14 protein-coding genes and 1 pseudogene are annotated in these 24001 nt (G+C 65.5%); 6 read left to right on the top strand and 9 right to left on the bottom strand.

The features are described from left to right. Nucleotides 1–2616: pseudogene (gene pvdD, locus HMPREF1224_RS13810) on the top strand (pyoverdine non-ribosomal peptide synthetase PvdD); the annotation flags it as partial. 163 nt (nt 2617–2779) lie between these two features. Here the strand turns inward: pvdD and fpvA are convergent. Together fpvA and pvdE are read right to left on the bottom strand one after the other, a co-directional pair. Continuing rightward, nucleotides 2780–5227 (bottom strand): ferripyoverdine/pyocin S3 receptor FpvA, encoded by a 2448-nt coding sequence (fpvA, locus tag HMPREF1224_RS13805; protein WP_073646983.1) that lies wholly within the window; start codon nt 5225–5227, stop codon nt 2780–2782. Between the two features lie 102 nt (nt 5228–5329). Continuing rightward, complete coding sequence (pvdE, locus tag HMPREF1224_RS13800) at nt 5330–6979, bottom strand: pyoverdine export ABC transporter PvdE (RefSeq protein WP_003103601.1); 1650 nt, start codon at nt 6977–6979, stop codon at nt 5330–5332. A 377-nt stretch (nt 6980–7356) separates the two neighbouring features. Here pvdE and pvdF point away from each other — a divergent pair, with 377 nt between their 5' ends. Next, entirely contained in the window at nt 7357–8184 is an 828-nt protein-coding gene (gene pvdF / locus HMPREF1224_RS13795) for a pyoverdine biosynthesis hydroxyornithine transformylase PvdF (RefSeq protein WP_003114501.1), read from the top strand. A 68-nt stretch (nt 8185–8252) separates the two neighbouring features. On the opposite strand, the gene HMPREF1224_RS13790 is transcribed toward pvdF, so the two are convergent. Genes HMPREF1224_RS13790 through pvdM form a run of 3 tightly spaced genes read right to left on the bottom strand, consistent with a single transcriptional unit; the run spans nt 8253 to nt 11788 of the window. After that, a complete protein-coding gene (locus HMPREF1224_RS13790) occupies nt 8253–9107 on the bottom strand; it encodes a dihydropyoverdine dehydrogenase (RefSeq protein ID WP_010793019.1) in 855 nt (284 codons plus the stop codon). Between the two features lie 28 nt (nt 9108–9135). Further along, on the bottom strand, nt 9136–10419 hold the full coding sequence (gene pvdN, locus HMPREF1224_RS13785; protein WP_003114503.1) for a pyoverdine-tailoring periplasmic protein PvdN: 1284 nt from the start codon (nt 10417–10419) through the stop codon (nt 9136–9138). Between the two features lie 22 nt (nt 10420–10441). Then, a complete protein-coding gene (gene pvdM, locus HMPREF1224_RS13780) occupies nt 10442–11788 on the bottom strand; it encodes a pyoverdine-tailoring dipeptidase-like protein PvdM (RefSeq protein WP_003103610.1) in 1347 nt (448 codons plus the stop codon). Between the two features lie 215 nt (nt 11789–12003). On the opposite strand from pvdM, the gene pvdP reads away from it, so the two are divergent. Continuing rightward, nucleotides 12004–13638: a pyoverdine maturation tyrosinase PvdP gene (gene pvdP, locus HMPREF1224_RS13775; protein ID WP_003139293.1), complete on the top strand. Its 1635-nt coding sequence runs from the start codon at nt 12004–12006 to the stop codon at nt 13636–13638. A 48-nt stretch (nt 13639–13686) separates the two neighbouring features. On the opposite strand, the gene ompQ is transcribed toward pvdP, so the two are convergent. From ompQ to fpvR, 4 genes are all read right to left on the bottom strand, one after another. Beyond that, complete coding sequence (gene ompQ / locus HMPREF1224_RS13770) at nt 13687–15111, bottom strand: pyoverdine export/recycling transporter outer membrane subunit OmpQ (RefSeq protein ID WP_003122681.1); 1425 nt, start codon at nt 15109–15111, stop codon at nt 13687–13689. Nucleotides 15112–15116: 5 nt separating this feature from the next. Beyond that, nucleotides 15117–17108, bottom strand: a complete 1992-nt coding sequence (gene pvdT, locus HMPREF1224_RS13765) for a pyoverdine export/recycling transporter ATP-binding/permease subunit PvdT (RefSeq protein ID WP_003131508.1) — start codon at nt 17106–17108, stop codon at nt 15117–15119. After that, complete coding sequence (pvdR, locus tag HMPREF1224_RS13760; protein WP_003089547.1) at nt 17108–18283, bottom strand: pyoverdine export/recycling transporter periplasmic adaptor subunit PvdR; 1176 nt, start codon at nt 18281–18283, stop codon at nt 17108–17110. Before pvdR ends, pvdT begins: the two co-directional genes overlap by 1 nt. 100 nt (nt 18284–18383) lie before the next feature. Further along, nucleotides 18384–19379: a pyoverdine signaling pathway anti-sigma factor FpvR gene (gene fpvR, locus HMPREF1224_RS13755; RefSeq protein WP_003120136.1), complete on the bottom strand. Its 996-nt coding sequence runs from the start codon at nt 19377–19379 to the stop codon at nt 18384–18386. 163 nt (nt 19380–19542) lie between these two features. Between fpvR and fpvI the strand changes: the two genes are divergently transcribed. The 3 genes from fpvI to pvdQ all read left to right on the top strand — a co-directional run bounded on the left by fpvI (nt 19543) and on the right by pvdQ (nt 23897). Continuing rightward, the gene (fpvI, locus tag HMPREF1224_RS13750; RefSeq protein WP_003103620.1) at nt 19543–20022 is read left to right on the top strand and encodes a pyoverdine signaling pathway sigma factor FpvI; all 480 of its coding nucleotides are present in this window, start codon (nt 19543–19545) and stop codon (nt 20020–20022) included. Nucleotides 20023–20154: 132 nt separating this feature from the next. Beyond that, entirely contained in the window at nt 20155–21486 is a 1332-nt protein-coding gene (pvdA, locus tag HMPREF1224_RS13745; RefSeq protein ID WP_003114509.1) for an L-ornithine N(5)-monooxygenase PvdA, read from the top strand. 122 nt (nt 21487–21608) lie between these two features. After that, entirely contained in the window at nt 21609–23897 is a 2289-nt protein-coding gene (pvdQ, locus tag HMPREF1224_RS13740; protein ID WP_010793017.1) for a bifunctional acylase PvdQ, read from the top strand. Nucleotides 23898–24001 lie beyond the last annotated feature (104 nt).

The raw sequence follows: 24001 nt of genomic DNA, 5'->3' as shown, positions 1-24001 counted from the left end.
CAGGCGGTTGCGCTGATCCTCGACGAACAACGGCTGAGCTACGGCGAACTGAATGCGCGGGCCAATCGCCTGGCGCACTGCCTGATCGCTCGCGGCGTTGGCGCGGACGTGCCGGTCGGGCTGGCGCTGGAGCGTTCGCTGGACATGCTGGTCGGCTTGCTGGCGATCCTCAAGGCCGGCGGCGCCTACCTGCCGTTGGACCCGGCGGCGCCAGAGGAGCGCCTGGCGCATATCCTCGACGACAGTGGGGTACGGCTGCTGCTGACCCAGGGGCATCTGCTCGAGCGCCTGCCACGGCAGGCGGGGGTGGAGGTGCTGGCCATCGACGGACTGGTGCTGGACGGCTACGCCGAGAGCGATCCGCTCCCGACGCTATCGGCGGACAACCTGGCCTACGTGATCTATACCTCGGGCTCGACCGGCAAGCCCAAGGGCACGTTGCTCACCCACCGCAACGCGCTGCGCCTGTTCAGCGCCACCGAGGCCTGGTTCGGCTTCGACGAGCGGGACGTGTGGACGTTGTTCCATTCCTACGCCTTCGATTTCTCGGTCTGGGAAATCTTCGGCGCGCTGCTCTATGGCGGGCGCCTGGTGATCGTGCCGCAATGGGTGAGCCGTTCGCCGGAAGACTTCTACCGTCTGCTGTGCCGCGAAGGCGTGACGGTGCTCAACCAGACGCCGTCGGCGTTCAAGCAACTGATGGCGGTGGCCTGTTCCGCCGACATGGCGACGCAGCAGCCGGCGCTGCGCTACGTGATCTTCGGTGGCGAGGCGCTGGATCTGCAGAGCCTGCGGCCGTGGTTCCAGCGCTTCGGCGATCGCCAGCCGCAACTGGTGAACATGTACGGCATCACCGAGACCACGGTGCACGTAACCTACCGTCCGGTGAGCGAGGCCGACCTGGAGGGTGGCCTGGTCAGTCCGATCGGCGGGACCATCCCGGACCTGTCCTGGTACATCCTCGACCGTGACCTGAACCCGGTGCCGCGCGGCGCGGTGGGCGAGCTGTACATCGGTCGCGCCGGGCTGGCGCGCGGCTACCTGAGGCGGCCCGGGTTGAGTGCCACCCGCTTCGTGCCGAACCCGTTCCCCGGCGGCGCCGGCGAGCGGCTGTACCGTACCGGCGACCTGGCGCGGTTCCAGGCGGATGGCAATATCGAGTACATCGGGCGTATCGACCACCAGGTGAAGGTTCGCGGCTTCCGTATCGAACTGGGTGAGATCGAAGCGGCGCTCGCCGGTCTGGCCGGGGTACGCGATGCCGTGGTGCTGGCCCATGACGGGGTCGGCGGCACGCAACTGGTGGGATACGTGGTGGCGGACTCGGCGGAGGATGCCGAGCGTCTGCGGGAGTCGCTGCGGGAGTCGCTGAAGCGGCACCTGCCGGACTACATGGTGCCGGCGCACCTGATGCTGCTGGAGCGGATGCCGCTGACGGTCAATGGCAAGCTCGACCGGCAGGCGTTGCCGCAACCGGATGCGAGCCTGTCGCAACAGGCCTATCGAGCGCCCGGTAGCGAGCTGGAGCAGCGCATCGCAGCGATCTGGTCGGAGATCCTGGGAGTGGAACGGGTCGGCCTGGACGACAACTTCTTCGAACTGGGCGGTCACTCATTGTTGCTGCTGATGCTCAAGGAGCGGATCGGCGATACCTGCCAGGCTACGCTGAGCATCAGCCAACTGATGACCCATGCCAGCGTCGCGGAACAGGCGGCATGCATCGAGGGGCAGGCGCGTGAGTCGTTGCTGGTGCCGCTCAACGGCAGGCGCGAAGGTTCGCCGCTGTTCATGTTCCATCCGAGTTTCGGCTCTGTGCACTGTTACAAGACCCTCGCCATGGCGCTGCGGGATCGTCATCCGGTCAAGGGTGTTGTCTGCCGTGCCCTGCTGGGCGCTGGTCGCGAGGTGCCGGAGTGGGACGATATGGTTGCGGAATACGCCGAGCAATTGCTGCAGGAGCACCCCGAAGGGGTTTTCAACCTGGCGGGATGGTCGCTCGGCGGCAACCTGGCGATGGATGTCGCGGCCCGGCTGGAGCAGCGTGGGCGGCAGGTGGCTTTCGTCGGCTGGATCGATGCGCCGGCACCGGTCAGGGTCGAAGCGTTCTGGAACGAGATCGGGCCGACGCCGGAGGCAGTCCCGAACCTATCCATGGGCGAGATGCGGGTGGAACTGCTCGGTGTCATGTTTCCGGAGCGGGCCGAGCATATCGAACGGGCCTGGTCATCGATCTGCTCCGCCACGACGGACGATGAGCAGCGCTGGACGAGGATGAGCGACTGGGCGGAAGCGGAGATCGGCGCCGAGTTCGCGACACTGCGCAGCGAAATCGCACAGAGCAACGAACTGGAAGTGTCCTGGGAGTTGAAACAGATCCTCGACGAGCGCCTGAAAGCGATGGATTACCCGCGTCTGACGGCGAAGGTCAGCCTCTGGTGGGCCGCGCGCAGCACCAATGCCATCCAGCGGAGCGCGGTGGAGCGCTCGATGGCCGAGGCGATCGGGGCTGAGCGTGTCGAACCGGTGCGGGTGCTGGATACCCGGCACGACAAGATCATCGACCACCCTGAGTTTGTGCAGAGCTTCCGGGCCGCCCTGGAGCGTGCCGGGCGCTGATCTCAGGTCCGTTCCGTTCAAAGCCCGCCTTCAGGCGGGCTCTTTGTTTCTGTACAGGAATCATTTGGTGTCGTGCCGACAGGCGTCTTCGGCGATGGGTCGCGTGGGGTAGCCGAGAAGCAGAACGCCCCGCAATGCGGGGCGTTCTTTTTCGCAGCCGGGCTCAGAAGTCCCAGCGAGTGCTGAACATCAGGTTCCGTGGATCGCCATAGGATGCCGAGGTGTAGAAACCGATGTTGGTGTAGTAGGTCTTGTCGAAGACGTTGTTGACGTTGACGCTGGCCGACAGCTTGTCGGTGATCTGGTAGCGGGCCATCAGGTCCACCAGCCAGTAGTCTTCCTGGGAGAACTTTTCCCAGCGGCTGCGGGGATTGTTGTAGACCATCTGCCAGCTCTTGCCCTGCCAGCGGGCGCCGCCGCCGACCGTGAGCTTGTCCAGGGCGCCCTTGAACTTGTAGCTGGTGTAGAGGCTCAACTGGTCCTGAGGCTCCCAGGTGGAAACCTTCTTGCCACTGTCGTCGCGAATGATCTTGTGGGTATAGCCAGCCTGAACCTGCCAGCCTGGCGCCAGTTCACCCGAGATTTCCGCCTCGTAGCCCTTGGTCTTGGCCTTGATGCCCTTGTAGGCGTAGGTGATGGCGGGGTTGGTCGGTTTGCTGTTGTAGAGGGCGTCTTCCTCCGCGCGGTTTTCCTCATGAATCTCGAAGTAGGCGAGACTGGTATTGAGTCGTCCGTCGAGATATTCGCCCTTGATGCCGATCTCGTAGTTCTGACCTTCGTCGGGTTCGAGCAGCTTGTTGCTGCTGTCGCGATACCAACTGTCCTGCGGCATGAAGATGTCGGTATAGCTGGCGTAGACGGAGTAGGTATCGTTCAGGTCGTAGACCGCGCCGACGTAGGGAATGAAGCGTCCGGACTCGCGAATGGTCGGATTCAGGCCGGTTACCCGGTAGTCGACCACGCGTCCACCTAGGAACAGGTTCAGGTCATCGGTCACATTGAAGCGGGCGGTCATGTAGCTGCCCAACTGGCGGGTCTTGTCATCGATGTACTGGGAGGGGGTACCCCAGTCGGGCTTGCCTATATCGCCGTCCCAGTTGATGAAGTCGTCGGTGGTGTTGTCGTAGTTGCGCAGGTTCCAGTAGCTCTTGCCCTCCCAGTGGGAGAAGGAAGCCGAGGTGCCGACCACCAGCTCGTGCTCGCGACCGAGGAACTGGAAGGGGCCGGTGAGATAGATATCCAGCGAGTTGCTCTTGGTTTCGCCGGTGTACTTCTGCGCAACGATCTTGGCGCTGTTGTCCGGTGCCGGCCAGTCGCCCATGATCGCGCCGAGGGGCGCGTGGTAGCCGTTGATCTTGTGATCGAGTTGCACCTTGCCGACCCAGCCGTTGGCGAAATTGTGCTCGAGGTTGGCGAAGACGGTGCGGGTGTACTGCTCCCAACTGCTCCACTTGGCTCCGTTGTTGAAGGAGCGGGAGACGTCGTTGCGGTTGCCCTGGCTGTCGAAGAGCGGGAAGCTGCCCGACCAGCCCGATCCCTTGGGATCGTTGTCCTGATAGTCGGCGCCGACGGTAAGCATGGTGTCGGGATTCAGATCGAACTCGAGGATGCCGTAGTAGACGCTGGTTTTGCGCTCGTAGTGATCCATGAACGAGTGCTTGTCCTGGTAGGCGGCTACCGCCCGGCCGCGGACGTTGCCGGACTCGGTCAGCGGGCCGCTGACGTCCAGTTCGGAGCGGTAATTGTCCCAACTGCCCGCGCCCAGTTCGACATGGCCCTTGAATTCATGGGTAGGTTTCTTGCGGATCAGGTTGATCGTGGCGCCGAGGGACCCCGCACCGGTGAGCAGGCCGGTCGCCCCCTTGAGTACTTCCACCCGGTCGTAGATGGCCATGTCACTGAGCGTATTGCCCGCGGAGTAGCCGACGTTGCGGGCCGTCGAGGGAATCCCGTCGTACTGGAAGTTGTTGATCGAGAAGCCGCGGGCATAGTAGTTGTTGCGGTCAGTGTCGTAGGCCGAGACGGTGATGCCCGGCGTATGGCGCATGACGTCGTCGATGTTGTTGAGGCCGAAGTCGTCCATGTTCTGGCGGGTGACCACGGTGATCGACTGGGGCGTCTCGCGCGGAGTCAGGACCAGGCGGGTCGCCGTGGCGATAGTGCCTGGCGTATAGGAGCCGCTGTCCTCGGTGATGGTGCCCAACTGGTTGGAGGTGATCATGGTGGCGCCGAGATCGACGCTGCTGTCCGCCGCCTCGGCGACGCTGATGGTTATCGCATTGCCCTGGAAGTCCACCGATGCGCCGGTGCCACGAAGCAGCTCGGTAATCGCCTGGTTCGGCTCCAGCTTGCCCTTGATCGCACTGCTACGCTTGTTCCGGACCTCTTCCGGGCGATACAGCACCTGGATATCCGCCTGGCGGCCGAACTCCTGGAGTGCGCTGCCCAGCGCCTGGGGAGGGATGTCGAACTCGACTTCCTGCGCCTGGACATATCCCGCCAGCGGCAGGCTCAGGGCCATGGCGAGCGAGTGGGGAAGCATCCTGCGTTGGAAGGCACGGCGCATCAAAAACGCCTTACTCAGAGGACTGAGACCGTGTGGTGCTGGCATGGGTGATTGCTCTTCTTAGGTTGGCAAGTTGTGAATAAATGAGATCGCTTCTCAATTCTCTTAGTATGACGTTTTACCCACGGAAAACCGGATGAAAAAGTTTCACGCCGTCTCGGTTTCCTTGACGACCTTGCCTGCCGAGAGCCTTATCAACTGGTCCGCCATTTCGAAATAGCGATCATCGTGGCTGATCACGATGATGGTCTTGCCCTGGCGCTTCAGGTCCGGCAACAGTTCGGTGTAGAAGACCCTGCGGAAAGCCGGGTCCTGGTCTGCGGCCCATTCGTCGAAGACCAGGACCGGCCGCTCTTCGAGCCAGGCATTGATCAGCGCAAGGCGCTTGCGCTGCCCGGTGGAGAGATCGGTGGTGCTGAAGTTGCCGTCCATGACGCTGACCTTGTGGGCGATTTCCAGGCGTTGCAGATATTGGGTCGCGTTCTGCAACGAAGCCTGCTTGCCCTGGACCAGGTCGTCGAAGAGGTAGTAGTCGGCGAAGATGGTGCTGAAGAGCTGGCGGTAATCGTCGCGGGTCTCCGCGCTGACCGGTTCTCCGTTGAGAAGGATCTCGCCGGACTGCGGGCGATAGAGGCCGAGCAGCAGCTTGATCAGGGTCGTCTTGCCGCAGCCGTTCTCGCCGACGATGAAGACGATGTCACCTTGGGCGATACGCAGATTGATAGGGCCCAGATGGAACGGTTCGCTGCCTTCGACGGCGGGGGGGCTGTAGCGAACGTCGCGCAGTTCCAGGCTGTCGACGGTCTTGTCCGGGGCCTCCTGTTCGCTGAGCAGAAGATGGGGTTCGGGAGAGGAAAAACGCTCGGAAAGTTCGGCGACCCGCTGGAAGGCGACCTGGGCGCGGCTGACGATGGGAAGGATGGTCACCACCTGTTCGAGTGGTCCCTTCATGTACAGCAGGACCATCACGAAGCCAGTGATGGCGGCCGGATTGGACGAAGGCCAGTAGGCCTGGAGCGTAAGCGCCAGACCGATCACCACGAAGAACAGCATCGAGCCGAAGGTCTTGGCCAGGATGAATATATTGATGGAGCTGATGTGGAGGTCGCGGATGTTGTTCGCGGTTTCGCTGATGCGGCCGGTGTGCATGCGATAGCGACGGGGGCGGTGGATGCGCAGTTCCTTCGCGCCCGAAGCGATGGCGGTGTAGTGCTTCTGCAATTCGTCTTCGAGATCGCGGGCGGCATAGAACCCTTTGAAACCGCGGGAGCGCGCCAGGTACTGGGCTGCCGTGCCGATGACGATGGCGACGACTGTCAGCAGGAACATCGGGACCGATAGGTAGGCGAGGTAACCCAGGCAGCCGAAAGTGATGGTCAGGGCTATGGCCAGTGGGGTGAAGGAAAAGGAGAAGTCGCTGATGGTGTCAATGTCGTGTGTCAGTACCGGAATGAGACGGTGGGTCCGGTAGCGCTCGATCTGCTCGATGGGCGCCGAGAGGACTTTCTCGCCGAGTTCCTTGCGCAGCTTCGCGATGATGTGTTGGCCGACGTAGCTGGTACCGATGTCGGAGACGATCGAACTGACCAATGCCAGCAGGCAGAGTCCGCCGAACGACAGCAGTACGCCTTGGCCGAGGCCGTTTTCCGAGTGCAAGGCGTTGTTGATGCTGGCCAGCAGCAGGGTGATGGCAAGGCCGCCGGCCATGCCCAGTGCTATGGAGACGGCCACGATCGCTCGAAAGGGCCTGAGCAGGGCGAGCAGTTCGCGAATGGCGCCGCGCTTGGGATTGGTCATAGTTGCTTCCCGGATGTACTAGGTCGGTGGGGTCCCAGGATCGTTCCATGGCCGCTCCCGGCTGGGCCGGTAGGCATGGGACGGTTGAGTGGGGTGGCCTGGCGCAGGCTTTCGTTGCGGCACTGCGAATGCGGACGGCGACCGGCTCCAGGAGCATGCGTCACCCGTCTCGGCCTCCTTGCAGACAGACGAAGCAGGATGCCCGGTATTTAGCGGCGTTCGGCGGGGCGTAGGTTCTTCCACGTAAATTGCAGGCGATGCCGTTCGTTGCAGATCAGGAAGAGGTGTCGCGCCCGCCCGTCGCAGGTCGACGCGCGCTTCGACTCGACATGGCGCTGCCTTCCTCTGGCGCTCGATCCACTCCTGGGAATGATGAAATGACGAAAAGGAAACTGGCCTATATCTGGTCCCTGAGAAACGCCGCGGCCGACAAGGCCGGCCAGTACGTGCCGTACAAGGGCGAACAGCGGTACATGAAGTCGGTACTGGAGTCCTTGGTGGAGGCGCTGAACCAGACTGCGCTGGGCGATGCCTACGAGCTCGTGGGCGTGATCTACGACGACGACGCGGAGCTGCCTCGCGACCAGGGAAAAATCAAGGACTACGGTTTCGCCTATCGTCCCGGGCAGCAATGGTTCTATCCGGCAGACCTGCAGGTGCAAGGCAAGACCCTGAACGACCTCTTGCTCAGCGTGCCGTCCACCTACCGTCGGTACCCGCGGGGTACCCCCGAGCATGTGGCCGGCAAGAGCGATTTCGAGCGACGCCTGCATGACACCCTGGTGGAGCTGGGCGCCGATGTAGTGGTATTGGACGGGCTCCTGGTCATCCTCGATGAGCTGGTACGCCCGGGTGCTCCGTTCGCACGGCGGATCATGAATATCCATCCTGGCGTGACGCGCGAGGACTCGCCTTACGAGCGTCGTGGCGCCTATGCGACCCTGGACGCGTTGTATGGAGCGCGGGGCGAGAAGGTGGTGGATTGGGCGACCATGGAGAAGGTCGCGGTCGAGCCGCTGTACTGGACCGGAGCATCGTTCCACTATGTGGACAATGGCATCGATTCCGGCGAAGTGTTCCATGATGTGCTGAAAACGGAGATTTCACCCGACGACACCATCCTCGAGCTGCGCTGGAACAACTTCAACAACAGCCTGTTCCCGGCCTTGCACGAAGGGTTGGCGCTGCTCGCCGAGAAGCTCTGAACCCGGTTCCTTCGAGGGGTTCGAAAAGGCCGGAGCGGTGTCGTCGCTCCGGCCTTCTTCATTCTGAGTCAGAGTTCGCGCGCCACGCGGAAGCCGATCCAGTCGCCGCGGTCGCTGGGGGCCGCATTGTTGCGGTTGCCCGAGCGCGAGAAGATCGGCGGCTCGCCCCAGTCGTTGCCGCGGATCTGCACCAGCTCGCACTTTTCCTCCATCCACGCGCTGCCGTCGCTCGGGGCGCCGTTGTAGTGGTCGTGCCAGCAATCGGCGACCCACTCGTAGACGTTGCCGTGCATGTCGTAGACGCCGAAGGCGTTGGGCGGGAAGCTGCCCACCGGCGAGGTGAAGTTGTAGCCATCGCTGGCGCCGTAGGTGTTGGCGTGCTTGGCGATGCTGTATTCCTTGCCTTCGTCGAACGGGAAGGGGAAGGGGCCGGCGCTGCCGGCGCGGGCGCCGTACTCGCGCTCGGCCTCGCTGAGCATGCGGTAGTGCTTGCCGGTCTTCTTCGACAGCCAGGCGGCGTAGTTCTTCACGTCGTTGTAGTCGACGCACACCGCCGGCTGGCGAGGGCCTTGCTGGTAGCGCGGCTTGCCGGCGATGCATTCGCGGCCGGGGCGGGTATCGCCGTCGGCCAGCTTGACGCCGGTGGCTTTCAGGTAGGCGTCCAGTTCGCCGGCGGTGACCTGGTAGCGGCTGATGGCGAACGGCTTGGCGAAGGTCACGTCGTGCAGCGGGCCCTCGTCGGGCTGGCGGCCGACCTCGTCGTCCGGGGTGCCCATGGTGAAGCTGCCGGCGGGCAGTACGACCATCTCCGGGCAGTCCTTGCAATCCTTGAACACCGTGCCGGGTTTCTTCGCTTCGTCGGCGAAGGCGGGGGCGGTGGCGACGATCAGTGCGGCCAGGGCCAGGGGCGATAATGCGTGCATGGCGGTTCTCGTTGAGTGGCGAAAGGGGTCAGGCGAGTTGCGGGGCGAGGATTTCCAGCACCCGGTCGATCTCCGCCTCGTCGTTCAGCAGGCTCGGCGCCAGGCGCACCACCGGGCCGACATCGCGATCCACGGCGTCGCTGATTACCCGGTGCGCCATCAGGTGTTTGGCGACCGCCTCGCAATCGCGGCCTTCGACGCGGAAGAAGGTGAAGCCCGAAGACAGCTCGGGGCTGGTCGGCGTGACCAGGCGGACCTTGGGATGCTCGCCCAGGCGCTGCTTGAGGTAGGCGTTGAGCTGGTGGATACGCGCCTGGACCTCGGCCTTGCCCAACTGCAGGTGCAGCTCGAAGGCCGTGCCCAGGGCCAGGCGATGTTCGAAGGCGTGGTAGCCGCCAGGGGTCATCAGGGTGCCGAAGTTGTCGGCGCGGGAGAAGGTCGGGATGCTCGGCACCAGGTGCTCCTGGAGCTGTTCCGAGCGGGCGATGATGACCCCGGTGCCACGCGGACCGAACAGCCACTTGTGGGTGCCGGCGATGAAGTAGTCGCAGTCGAAGTCGGCGAAGCTGACGTCTTCCACGCCGAAACCATGCACGCCGTCGACCACGTAGATGATCCGGTCCTGTTCGTCGCGCTTCTGGTTGAGTTCGCGCACCAGCTTGCCGATCTCGCGGATCGGCAGCTTCACGCCGCTGCCCGACTGCACCCAGGTCATGCCCAGCACCCGGGTCTGCGGGCGGATCTGAGCGGCGATGCTGGACAGGATCTCGTCGGCGGAAACCCGGTGCGGGTCCTTGAACAGCGGGAACTCGCGGACCTGGGTACCCATGCGCTTGTGCCGGTATTCCAGGGTGGTGTAGGTGGAGTAGTGCTCGTGGGAGGAGGTCAGGATCTCCTTGCCCGGCTGCACCAGCAGGCCGCCGTAGATCGCCGCCAGGCCGTCGGTGGTGCTGCCGGTGAGCGCCACCTGGCCAGGTTGCACGGCGAAGTAGCGACCTGCCCAGGCGCGAGCCTCGTCCTCGTATTTCCAGATTTCCTCGCGATGCCAGTCCACCGCTTCGCCCGGGTTGCGGTCGAAGCGGACCCGCAGGCGCTCGATGGCCTCCCGCACCGGCCGAGGGTGGGAGGTGAGGAGGAAGTTGGCGAAGTGCAGATACTGCGGGTCGAGATCGAATTGCTGGCGCAGCGCTTTCCATTTATTGCCGGCGTCGCTCGGTACGCCTTCGGCGCGGAGCGACTGGGCAGCGGAAAGCAGCGGCAGGCCGGCGGCGAGAATGCCGGCCTGCTTGAGAAAGGTACGACGGTCGTTCATCGGGAGGTCCGTTGCGGCGTGGTCAGGGGGTGGCTGTCGGCTTGGCGCGTTTTTGCACTTCGCCCCAGGCGCGCAGGAAGTTGCCTCCCCAGAGCTTGGCGATGTCGGCATCGGAATAACCGCGGGTGATCAGTTCGGCAGTGACGTTGCGGATTTCGCTGACATCCTTCCAGCCGTCCACGCCGCCACCGTCGTTGAAGTCCGAGCTGATGCCCACGTGGTCGATGCCGACCTTCTTCACCGTGTAGTCGATGGCGTCCACCAGTTCCTTGAGGCCGGCCTTGGGCTCCTCCTCCAGGATGCCGTAGAGGGCGCTGGCGTATTCACCGAAGCGTTGTTCCGGCCAGATGGTGATGATCGGATCGCCCGGCATCAGCGCATAGTCCAGGCCTTCCAGGGGCGGCAGGTCGAAGCGCGCGCGCAGGGCGTTGAGCTTGTCCAGGGTCGGTTTGCTCAGCGGACGCAGGTAGGCGGGGAAGCCGACCACCTGGATCACGCCGCCGCTGTCCTTGATCAGTTGCATCTCGTGGTCGCTGAGGTTGCGCTTGATGTCCACCAGGGCGCGCGGCGCGGAGTGCGAGGCGACGATGGGCGCGCGGCTGAGGGCGGCGACCTGTTCCAGGGCCTTGGTCGACATCTGCGAGACGTCGATGATCACCCCGAGATCGTTGAGCCGTTCGACCGCCTGCTTGCCTAGCGGGGAGAGGCCGCCCAGGGCATCCGCCGTGTCGTTGAAGAACGGCAAGGGACGGGAAGAGTCGGACCAATCGTTGTTGCCGACATAATTGAAGCCGAACATGCGCACGCCGCGGGCGGCCCATTTGTCCAGCTGGGACAGGTCGTCGCCCAGCGGGTAGGCGTTGAGCATGCTCATGACGATGGCGAACTTGCCTTCCATGGCCAGGCGGCGGAAGTCCTCGGGGGAGTAGGCGATGCCGACCTGGTTGGGAAAGTCGCGGACCATGCCGGTGAGAATCTTGTAACGAATTTCCTGCTGGTGGCGGGCTTCGTCGACGAAACCGGGGGTCGGCTTGTGCGGCGCGTTCGGGCCGTTCCACATCTCCGGCCAGCCGAAGATCGCCAGGGCAGCGCCGGACAGGCGCCCGCGGCCCGCCTTGACCAGGTCGAGCTGGTTCGGTCCGTCCTTGTCGAACTCGTTGCCTTCGGTGCCGAAGTCCGGCGGGATGGTGATCCGGCTATCGAAGGAGAGGATGCGCTCATGCAACTCCTCGGCGTGCTTCATGACCTTGCGCGGGTAGCCCGCTTCGCTCGGGCCGAAGGTCTTCCAGGCCAGCAGGCCGCCGCCGACGAGGATGAGGAAGATCGGCAAGCCGAGGTAGAGGGCCTTGCGTGTGCGTGTTCTAGTCATTGCCGTCCCAGTCAGGTTCGAGATCGAAAGCGCGGATGAGCGTCTGCCGAAGCGGACTCACCTGTCAGGGTGGGACGAGGCCGGAGCGGGAAAATTTAGCGCCGCGGGAGGGATTGTCGAGTTGCCTGTGGAACGGCATGTGGGCGGTAAATTTGCCGACGGAAGGAACGTTCTAGCTGGATAAAGCGAGCTTCACGGTTGATACAGGTAGGACGATGACGGTTTCTCGACGCGGATTCATGGCGGGCCTGGCCCTTACCGGGGCGGCGGCGCTGCCGGTGGCTTACTACACACATCGTCATCTGACCCGCGAAGAGGAGCCGCAGACGCCTGACGAGGCTTCGCTCGACCTGGCGGCTACCGATGGCATACGACTGGGCGACCGCCTGCGCGGTCTATGGGACCTGCGCCTGGTAGGCGGTGATGCCGAACTGCCCGGGCTGCCTCGGGAGGGCTTGCAACTGGTGCTGGACGTGGCACCCAAGGGGCGCGGCCTGATTGGCTACCTGGATACTCCTGAACGTCTCCTCGCGGCGGAGCCGCCGCGCTTCCGTGTGCTTGGCGACTTGCTCGGAGCCAGTTCTGCAAGCATCCGCTGGCGTTTGGTGGACCAGGCGAGCGGTTCCGTGGCGCCGACTCACGATTGCTCGGCGGTGTTCGACGAGGTCTGGGCAGACTATGCGAACGCGGGCGACGGAACCCTGAGCGGACGCATACAGCGCCTGGAGCGTTCGCCGCTGTCGCCGAACGAGGATTTTCGCTTCGTTGCGGTAAAGCGTCACTTCCCCCTGGCCCATGAGCGCATCGTGCTCAACGAGAAACTTCTCGGTTGGCTGGTGTCGCCGCAGCACCGACTGTTCCACCAGCTATGGCACGCTTCGCGGGACAAATGGCATCGGCTTTCGGAAAAACAACGCAATGCGTTGCGCGGAGTCGGTTGGCAGCCCGGCCCGCTGGACCGCGAACGCGATGCGCGAGGGCCGCGCAAGGATCGCAATGCCTCGGGTATCGACTTCTTTTTCATGCACCGGCACATGCTGCACACCGCGCGTTCCATGCAGGACCTGCCGTCCTGGGAGCGTCTGCCGCGACCTGTGGTGCCGCTGGAGTACGATCGTCCCGGCTTCATCCGTTACTTCGACAATCCGGACGGGTTTTCCGTGCCTCCGGCCTGGGTGGCAGTGGATGACGACGAGTACAGCGAGTGGCTGCATGGCCTGAAAAGCGCCGAGGCCTACCATGCCAATTTCCTGGTCTGGGAATCGCAGTACCAGGACCCGGCGTACCTGGCGAAGCTGACCCTCGGCCAGTTCGGTTCGGAGCTGGAACTGGGCATGCATGACTGGCTGCACATGCGCTGGGCCTCGGTGACGAGGGACCCCTCCAACGGCGCCCCGGTCATGACCGACCGTTTTCCGGCCGATTTCGCCCCGCGCTGGTTCCGCCCGGAGAACGACTTCCTCGGCGACCCGTTTTCCTCCCATGTGAATCCGGTGTTCTGGTCGTTCCACGGCTGGATCGACGACCGCATCGAGGACTGGTATCGCGCCCACGAGCGTTTCCATCCTGGCGAAGTGCAGCGCCGCGAAGTGGAGGGCATCCAATGGTTCGCGCCCGGTCGATGGGTCGAGGTCGGCGATCCCTGGCTGGGTCCGGCGACCCATGGATGCGGGCTTTCGGATGTCCAGGCGAGCAGCAACTCGGTGGAGCTGGACGTGGAAACCATGAAGCTGGCTTTGCGCATCATCTTCAGCGAAGAAGATCAACTGAGCGGCTGGCTCAAGCGTGCGCCGCGGCGGCCCTGGTACGCGCGCAACCTGAAGCTGGCGCGCGACCAGCTCAGGCGCTGAACGGCGAAAGAGCGAGTAAGGATGGAGGAGGCCCGCGCAACGCGGGCCTCAGTCTTTCCGCGCGAGACCCTGGCGGTCGCTCTGCCAGCCGCCGCCGAGGGCCTTGTACAGGCCGACCGAGGCCTGCAGGCGGGCCAGTCGCAGTTGCACGGCGGCATCCTGCGCCGCGTACAGCGTGCGTTGCGTTTCGAGGACCGTCAGCAGGGTTTCCGCGCCGGCCTGGTAGCGGCTGTCGGAGAGATCGAAGGCGCGCTGCGCCTGCTCCAGCTCCTGCTGCTGCCAGTGCAACTGGCGGTCGAGGCCGTCGATGCTGTTCAGCGAGCGTTCGGTGTCGGCAAAGGCGGTGAGGATCGCCTTGCGGTAGGTTTCCAGCAGTTCTTCCTGGCGCGCCAGGCTGCGGTCGCGCTCGGCGCGCAGGCGGCCGTGGTTGAAGATCGGGGCGAGCAGGTTGGCGCCCAGGTTGTAATAGGGGTTGCGGAAAGTGTCGGCGGCGCGGTTGGCGCCGGACGACAGCGAGGCGCTCAGGGTCAGCTTGGGGAACAGCGCCGCGCGCGCCACCTGCACGTCGGCCTGGGCCGCGGCCAGTTGCGCTTCGGCGTTGGCGATATCGGGACGGCGGCTGAGCAGTTCGCTCGGCAGGCCCGCTCCGGTCTCCGGCCAGCGCAGGCTGTCGAAAGGCCGCTCGGCCACCTGTAGCGCCTGCACCGGCTCGCCGATCAGGGTGGCCAGGGTAATCAGCGCCTCATGGGCCTGCTGCTCGAGCAGCGGCAGCTGCTTGCGCTGGCTGGCGACCAGGCTGCTCTGCTGGGCGACCTCCAGGGCGGTGGCCGAGCCCGCGGCATGGCGGGTCTCCACCAGGCGCAGGACGTGCTCGGCGTTGTCCAGGTTGAGCCTGGCGATGCGCTGCTGTTCGCGCAGCGCCAATACCTGCAGGTAGCTGTTGGCGACGCCGGAGAGCAGGGTCAGCTCTACCGTTGCGCGGTCGTACTCGCTGGCCTTGAGGCTTTCCAGGGCACTGCGGTAGGCAGCCCGGCGACCGCCCCAGAAGTCCACTTCGTAGCTGGCGCTGAGGCCGGCGGAGAAGGAGTCGACGGCATCGTTGTCGGAGGTCGCGTCGGTACCGCTGTAGCCCGAGTCGCGCAGGAGTTTCTGCCGGCTGGCGCCGAGCGTCGCATTCAGCTCCGGCAGCAACGGCGCGCCGGCGATCACCGCCGAGGCCTGGGCCTGGCGTACGCGGGCCACCGCCGCGCCGAGGTCCTGGCTGTTCAGCAGCGCGCGTTGCAGCAGGCTGTCCAGTTCCGGCGCGCCGAAGGCCTTCCACCACTGGCGGATGTCGCTGGCATCGCTGCGCTCGGCCGCCAGGTAGCGCCACTGGCTGGGCGCGGCCAGGCCGCTGTCGAGGGGCGCCGGCGTGCTGCCGCAGGCGCCGAGCAGCAGGCAGGCGGAAATCAGGGAGAGATTCTTCATGGACATATCCGTCATTGGCTGGCCAGGGCGGCCACCGGGTCCAGCTGGGCGGCCTTGCGCGCCGGCATGAAGCCGAACACCAGGCCGGTGACCAGCGCGCAACTGAAGGCGCCGACGATGGCCGACAGGGAAAAGGCCACCGCGACCTGGCCGAGCAGCAGCACGCCGCCGATGCACAGGGCCAGGGCGATCCCGGCCAGGCCGCCGACCACCGAGAGCATCGCCGCCTCGGTGAGGAACTGGCGGAGGATATCGCCCTGGCGGGCGCCGGTGGCCATGCGGATGCCGATCTCGCGGGTGCGTTCGCGCACGGTCATGAGCATGATGTTCATCACGCCGATCCCGCCTACCAGCAGGGAGATCGCGGCGATCGAGCCGAGCATCAGCGACAGGGTGTTCTGGGTCTTCGCCTCGGCCTGGATCATCGCCGCGTTGTTGGTCAGCTCGTAGTCGCGCTGGCCGCGGTGCAGGCGCAGCATTAACTGGTCGATGGCGCGTTCGGCCTGGTGCACGCGCTGGGCGTCGGCGGCGGCGATGATCACGTACTCGGGGTTGCGCGTGCCGAACAGGCGGATGCTGGCAGCGGAGTAGGGGATGGCGATGCGGTTGTCGGCATCCTTGTCGCCGGAGCTGGAGCCTTTCTCGGCGAGCACGCCGATGACCTGGAACGGCACGTTCTCGATGAGGATGTAGCGGCCGATCGGGTTGGCGCTGCCGAACAGCTTCTTGCGCACCTTGTAGCCGATCACCGCGACCGTGGTGGCGGCGTCTTCGTCGCGCTCGGTGAAGTAGCTGCCCTCGGCCACCGGCCAGTTGAGGATTTCCGGGAAGTCGGTGTTGTTGCCGCCGACGTAGGCGTGGTAGTCGATGTTCCCGTAGCGCACCACCAGCTCGCCGCCGTTCACCGGCATGACCTTCTTCACCTGGGGCAGGGTGGCGATGGCGGCGACGTCGTCGCTGCTGACGATGCCCATCGGCGCGCGCGGGTTCGGCGAGTAGCCGCTGAGATAGATGATGTTCGAGCCGAACGCGCCCATCTGCGCCATCACCTGGCGCTTGCTGCCCTCGCCGACGGCGAGCATGACCACCACCGAGGCGACGCCGATGATGATCCCGAGCAGGGTCAGCGCGGTGCGGAACCGATTGATCCACATCACCCGCCAGGCGGCGCGCACCGCCTCCAGCAGTTCGGCGCGCCAGGCCCCCGAGGGTTCGCTGCTGCCCTCGGCGAGGCGCTGGCTGAGATCGTCGGCCTGCAGGTGGCGCTCGACGCCGGCGCTCGGGTGCGCCGGGCGCTCGTCGTTGGCGCTGTCGCTGACGATCTCGCCGTCACGCACCTCGATGATGCGCTTGGCGCGGGCGGCGACGTCGCGGTCGTGGGTGATCAGGATCACCACGTGGCCCTGGCTGGCCAGCTCGTCGAGCAGCGCCATGACTTCCGCGCCGCTGTGGCTGTCGAGGGCGCCGGTGGGTTCGTCGGCGAGAATGATATGGCCGCCGTTCATCAGCGCGCGGGCGATCGATACCCGCTGCTGCTGGCCGCCGGACAACTGGTGCGGACGGTTGGCAGTGCGCTCTGCCAGGCCCAGGCGCTCGAGCAGGGCCCGCGCGCGGGTGTGCCGCTCGCTCGCCGGGGTGCCGGCGTAGATCGCCGGCATCTCGACGTTTTCCTGGGCCGAGGCGGAGGGGATCAGGTGATAGCCCTGGAACACGAAGCCGAATGCCTCGCGGCGCAGCCAGGCCTGCTCGTCGCTGTCCAGTTCGGCGACGTCGTGGCCGGCGAAGTGGTAGCTGCCGGAGCTGGGCCGGTCGAGGCAGCCGAGGATGTTCATCAGGGTCGACTTGCCGGAGCCGGAGGCGCCGACGATGGCGACGAACTCGCCGGCGTGGATCGACAGCGATACGCCCTTGAGTACCTCGACTTCCGGAGTGCCATTGCCGCCGTAGCGCTTGCGGATGTCGCGCAGTTCGATCAGGGGGACGGGTTGCGTGGCGTTTTCCATCAGCTGTCGCTGCCGTCGGGAGCGGCCATCAACAGGCGGTCGCCTTCCTCCAGGCCGGCAAGCACCTGTACCCGCAGGCGGTCGCTGATGCCGGTCCTGATCTGGCGGCTCTGCGGCTTGCCGTTGCTGCCGACCACCCAGGCGACCTGGCCGCCCTTGCCGTCGTCGTGAATGGCGGCGACCGGCGCGGTGAGGATGTTTTCCGCGGTGGCGGCGACGAAGAACACCTGGGCGGTCATTTCCGCCATCAGTTGGTGGTCGCCGTTGTCCACGTCGACCAGCACGGTATACAGCACCACCCGGCCGCTGCCACTCTGCCCGCCGCTGCCGCTGGTGGGGCTGCCGCCGCCCTGGTTGCTCTGGTCCAGCGGCTTGGGTGGCACCGGGAGGATCTGCCGGACCTTGCCGGTCCAGCGCCGGCCTTCGCCGCTGAGGGTCGTGAAGTAAGCCGGCATGCCGGGCTTGACCCGGCCGATGTCGGCTTCCGAAACCTGGGCCCAGACGGTCATCGGCGACAATTTGGCGATCCGCAGGATCAACGGGGTCTGCTGCTGGGCATTGAGGGTCTGGCCTTCGCGCGCATCGACCGCCACCACCGTGCCGGACATCGGCGCGTAGATGCGGGTATAGCCGAGCTCGGCTTCGTCGCTGCGCAACGAGGCCTGGGCCTGGCGGATCTGCGCCTGGTACATCTCGATCCGTGCCTGGGTGGCGAGCATCTGCGCCTGGGCGCTCTGCACGTCCTCGGTACGCGTCGCGCCGCCGGCGGCCAGCCGCTGCTGGCGCTGGTACTGCTGGCGGGCGAGGGTGTATTGGGCACGTTGCTCGGCCAGCTGGGCCTTGAGCATCTCGATCGAATAGCGGCCGGCATCGACCTTGGCCTGCTGGGTGGAGGGGTCGATCTCGACCAGCAACTGGCCTTCCGTCACATCGTCCCCGGCCTCGACGTGCAACTTGCGGATCTGCCCGGAGGCCTGGGCGCCGACGTCGACGTAGCGCCGCGGTTGCAGGGTGCCGAGCGCCGAGACGCTGCTCTCGATGCTGCCGCGGCTGACGCTCACGGTATCGAAGCTGTTGCTGCGGAACGGATAGGCCTGCCAGGCGGCCAGGGCGATCAGGGGGCTGAGGCAGACTGCGACGAGCAGTGCGCGACGAGTACTACGGGTTCGTCTCATTCGGGAATCCGGCCGGTGCGTGGAGAGACCGCCGCCGCTGGATCGGCAGGCTGGGCACTGCCAGATATACGAGGCCAGGGCGGCTAAATTTAACCTGGGTTCAGAGCTGGGCGTAACGGCTGCTGATGCGGATGCTGCCGTCCTCGCGATGTTCCAGGTCCACGGGCAGGACTTTCGGCAGGGCGTCGACCAGGCTGCGGATGTCGCGGGTGCTGTAGATCCCGCCAATGCGCAGTTTCGCAGCGCTCCTGTCGCCCAGGACCAGCGGAGCGTCGAGGTAGCGGTTGATCAGCGGCAGGGCCTTGGACAGGGGCAGGTCGTCGAGTACCAGGCGGCCCTCGCGCCAGGCTAGCGTCTGGCGGGTATCCACGGCTTCGACCAACGGTTGCAGCAGGCCCGGATAGTAGCTGGCCTGCATGCCGGGAGTCAGGCTGCTGTCGTTGCCCGAGCCTTCGCTGCGGACCTTCACCGAGCCCTCGGTGACGGTGACTACCACGTTGTCCTGGTACTTCCAGACGTTGAAGCGGGTGCCGGTGACGGTGATCGAGCCGTTGCCGGCCTTGACCACGAAGGGGTGCGCGCTGTCGTGGGTGACATGGAAGTAGGCCTCGCCCCTGTCCAGGGAAACCCGGCGGATGTCCTTGAAATTGGCGAAGCTCAGCTGCGTATTGAGGTCCAGTTCGACCTCGCTGCCGTCGGGAAGAACGGCATGCCTGACGTTGCCCTCGGCCTCGTAGCGCTGGTAGTTGGAAGGAATCCAGCCTTGCAGCCAGCCGAGGTAGCCGGCCGTCGGTAACATAAGCAGGGCGAGGGCGGCGGCGCGTGCCTGGCTCTTCCAGCCCCTGCGGCGACGGCCGAGCGGGCGGGTTGCGGCGTGGTTGCGAAGCTCGGGCGCCGGCGTTCGCGGCAGCAGTTCGCTGAGCGCCCAGATCTCCTCCATTTCTGCGTATTCGGCGGCGTGCCGGGGATCGGCTGCCAGCCAGCGCTGGAACTCGCCACGCTCTTCCTCGGAGAGGTCCTCGGCGTGCAGGCGCATGCACCAATGCGCGGCGTCCTGCACAAGGGTGTCGCTGTCGGCGGGAGAGGGTGTCTTCATCGAGGGTTCCAGTTATGCCTTCGGATTGCGCTGCGAGCGAAACAAGGCTTTAAAGCTTGATGAGAATTATTATAAATTTAATGATTTCATACTGCCAATGTCGCCGGCAGGCGATCCCGCCCTTGGAAGGACAGTGCCGTAGAGGCAGCGAGCAGGAGTCGTCTTGGAAAACCATTATCGGGAGCTGCTGCGATTCCTCAGTGCCAGGCTCGGGGATCGACATGCAGCGGCGGATGTCGCCCACGACGCGTATTTGCGCGTTCTGGAGCGCTCCAGTCAAGCGCAGATCGAGCATCCGAAGGCTTTTCTGTACCGGACGGCGCTCAACCTGGCGGTGGACGAGCACCGTCGTAGCCGGGTGCGCCGGGCGGAACCCCTGGAGGTCCTGGACGACGAGGAGGGCCTGGCCAGTCCCTCGCCGCAGACGGTGGTCGACCAGGGGCAGCGCCTGGACAACCTGCAGCGCGCGCTGGCCGAGTTGCCGGCCATCTGCCGCAGTTCCTTCCTGTTGCGCAAGCTGGACGGCCTGTCCCATTCGCAGATCGCCGAACATCTCAATATTTCCCGCAGCCTGGTGGAAAAGCACATCGTCAACGCGATGAAGCACTGTCGGGTGCGCATGCGCGAATGGGAAGCCGACTGATTTCGCTATTCGTGCTCGGCAACGCTTAAATTTCATTTCCCTGTCCTCGTTCCTAGTCAACAGATGGCCCTCCAGGGCTGCTCTCGACTTATCGCTCCCGCTTGAAAGGGGGCCAATCCAGAGGAACTGGAAATGACTCAGGCAACTGCAACCGCCGTGGTTCACGATCTCATCGGTGTCGGCTTCGGCCCTTCCAATATCGCCCTGGCGATTGCCCTCCAGGAACGGGCCCAGGCGCAGGGCGCCCTGGAAGTGCTGTTCCTGGACAAGCAGGGCGACTACCGCTGGCACGGCAACACCCTGGTGTCGCAGAGCGAGTTGCAGATCTCCTTCCTCAAGGACCTGGTGTCCCTGCGCAACCCCACCAGCCCGTATTCCTTCGTCAACTACCTGCACAAGCACGATCGCCTGGTCGACTTCATCAACCTGGGCACCTTCTATCCCTGCCGGATGGAGTTCAACGACTACCTGCGCTGGGTCGCCAGCCACTTCCAGGAGCAGAGCCGCTACGGCGAAGAGGTCCTGCGCATCGAGCCGATGCTGAGCGCCGGCCAGGTCGAGGCGCTGCGGGTGATCTCGCGCAACGCCGACGGCGAGGAACTGGTGCGCACCACCCGCGCCCTGGTGGTCAGTCCCGGCGGCACCCCGCGTATCCCGCAGGTGTTCCGTGCGCTCAAGGGCGACGGCCGGGTGTTCCACCACAGCCAGTACCTGGAGCACATGGCCAAGCAGCCCTGCAGCAGCGGCAAGCCGATGAAGATCGCCATCATCGGCGGCGGGCAGAGCGCGGCGGAGGCCTTCATCGACCTCAACGACAGCTACCCGTCGGTGCAGGCCGACATGATCCTGCGTGCCTCGGCGCTCAAGCCGGCGGACGATAGCCCGTTCGTCAACGAAGTGTTCGCGCCGAAGTTCACCGATCTCATCTACAGCCGCGAACATGCCGAACGCGAGCGTTTGCTGCGCGAATACCACAACACCAACTATTCGGTGGTGGATACCGACCTGATCGAGCGCATCTACGGCGTCTTCTACCGCCAGAAAGTCTCCGGCATCCCGCGCCACGCCTTCCGTTGCATGACCACCGTGGAGCGCGCGACCGCCACCGCCCAGGGCATCGAGCTGGCGTTGCGCGACGCCGGTAGCGGCGAGCTAAGCGTAGAGACCTACGACGCAGTGATCCTGGCCACCGGCTATGAGCGCCAGTTGCACCGCCAACTGCTCGAACCGCTGGCGGAGTACCTCGGCGACCACGAGATCGGCCGCGACTACCGCCTGCAGACCGACGAGCGCTGCAAGGTGGCGATCTACGCGCAGGGCTTCAGCCAGGCCAGCCATGGCCTCAGCGACACCCTGCTGTCGGTGCTGCCGGTGCGTGCCGAGGAAATCTCCGGCTCCCTGTACCAGCACCTGAAGCCCGGTACTGCGGCCCGCGCCCTGCACGAGCACGCCCTGGCCAGCTGACCGGCGCCACGCCGCCACGCCCTGTGTTGCCCGTTTCCCCGCCAGGGGATGCCCGGCACGCAGGGCGTTTTCGTTGCATGTCCCGGCCGTTCCGGCCACCACTTTGCAGAGAAACGACATCGATGGGGATGCGTACCGTACTGACCGGCCTGGCCGGCATGCTGTTGGGTTCGATGATGCCGGTCCAGGCCGATATGCCGCGGCCGACCGGGCTGGCCGCGGACATCCGCTGGACCGCCTATGGCGTGCCGCACATCCGGGCCAAGGATGAGCGCGGCCTGGGCTATGGCATCGGCTACGCCTACGCGCGCGACAACGCCTGCCTGCTGGCCGAGGAGATCGTCACCGCGCGCGGCGAGCGGGCGCGCTATTTCGGCAGCGAGGGCAAGTCGTCGGCCGAGCTGGACAACCTGCCGTCCGACATCTTCTACGCCTGGCTCAACCAACCCGAGGCGCTGCAAGCCTTCTGGCAGGCGCAGACGCCCGCGGTACGCCAGTTGCTCGAAGGCTACGCCGCCGGTTTCAACCGCTTCCTCCGCGAGGCCGACGGCAAGACCACCAGTTGCCTTGGCCAGTCCTGGCTGCGGGCCATCGCGACCGATGACCTGCTGCGCCTGACCCGGCGCCTGCTGGTCGAAGGCGGGGTCGGCCAGTTCGCCGACGCGCTGGTGGCCGCCGCGCCGCCCGGCACGGAGAAGGTCGCCCTGAGCGGCGAGCAGGCGTTCCAGGTCGCCGAGCAGCGGCGCCAGCGCTTCCGCCTGGAGCGCGGCAGCAACGCCATTGCCGTTGGCAGCGAACGTTCGGCGGACGGCAAGGGCATGCTCCTGGCCAACCCGCACTTCCCCTGGAACGGCGCGATGCGTTTCTACCAGATGCACCTGACCATTCCCGGCCGGCTCGACGTGATGGGGGCCTCGCTGCCCGGTCTGCCGCTGGTCAACATCGGCTTCAGCCGCCACCTGGCCTGGACCCACACGGTGGATACCTCCAGCCACTTCACCCTGTATCGCCTGGCGCTGGACCCGAAGGACCCGCGGCGCTACCTGGTCGACGGTCGTTCGCTGCCGCTGGAGGAGAAGTCCGTCGCGATCGAGGTGCGCGGCGCCGACGGCAAGCTGTCGCGCGTCGAGCACAAGGTCTACCAGTCGATCTACGGCCCGCTGGTGGTCTGGCCCGGCAAGCTGGACTGGAACCGCAGCGAGGCATATGCGCTGCGTGACGCCAACCTGGAGAACACCCGGGTACTGCAGCAGTGGTACTCGATCAACCAGGCCAGCGACGTCGCCGATCTGCGTCGGCGCGTCGAGGCGCTACAGGGCATCCCCTGGGTCAACACCCTGGCCGCGGACGAGCAGGGCAACGCCCTGTACATGAACCAGTCGGTGGTGCCCTACCTGAAGCCGGAACTGATTCCCGCCTGCGCCATTCCGCAACTGGTCGCCGAAGGCCTGCCGGCCCTCCAGGGGCAGGACAGCCGCTGTGCCTGGAGTCGCGACCCGGCCGCGGCCCAGGCTGGCATCACCCCGGCGGCGCAACTGCCGGTGCTGTTGCGCAGGGACTTCGTGCAGAACTCCAACGACAGCGCCTGGCTGACCAACCCGGCGAGCCCGCTGCAGGGCTTCTCGCCCCTGGTCAGCCAGGAGAAGCCCATCGGTCCGCGGGCGCGCTACGCCCTGAGCCGGCTACAGGGCAAGCAGCCGCTGGAGGCGAAGACGCTCGAGGAAATGGTCACCGCCAACCATGTCTTCAGCGCCGACCAGGTGCTGCCGGACCTGCTCCGCCTGTGCCGCGACAACCAGGGCGAGAATTCCCTTGCCCGTGCCTGCGCGGCCCTGGCGCAGTGGGACCGTGGCGCCAACCTCGACAGCGGCAGCGGCTTCGTCTACTTCCAGCGCTTCATGCAACGCTTCGCCGAACTCGACGGCGCGTGGAAGGAACCGTTCGATGCGCAACGTCCCCTGGATACGCCGCAAGGCATCGCCCTCGACCGGCCGCAGGTGGCGACCCAGGTGCGCCAGGCGCTGGCGGACGCGGCGGCGGAGGTGGAGAAGAGCGGGATTCCCGACGGCGCGCGCTGGGGCGACCTGCAAGTGAGCACCCGTGGCCAGGAACGCATCGCGATTCCCGGCGGCGATGGCCATTTCGGGGTCTACAACGCGATCCAGAGCGTCCGCAAGGGCGACCACCTGGAGGTGGTCGGCGGCACCAGCTACATCCAGCTGGTGACCTTCCCCGAGGAAGGGCCCAAGGCTCGCGGGTTGCTGGCTTTCTCCCAGTCCAGCGATCCGCGCTCGCCGCACTACCGCGACCAGACCGAGCTGTTTTCCCGCCAGCAATGGCAGACCTTGCCGTTCAGCGACAGGCAGATCGACGCCGACCCGCAACTGCAACGGCTAAGCATTCGCGAATGATAAGCAATGCCTATCAGATCTGATGGGAAAAAAACTGACGGTTTTTCCGCGCTCGTTCGTCTTTAACCATAGAGGCGGCCCACAGCCGCCCGGTTCCAGGGAAC

Source organism: Pseudomonas sp. P179 (assembly GCF_000478485.2).
Lineage (GTDB): Bacteria > Pseudomonadota > Gammaproteobacteria > Pseudomonadales > Pseudomonadaceae > Pseudomonas > Pseudomonas aeruginosa.
Note: the sequence above shows the minus strand (reverse complement) of the source record. Positions and strands in the feature narration are given on the sequence as shown.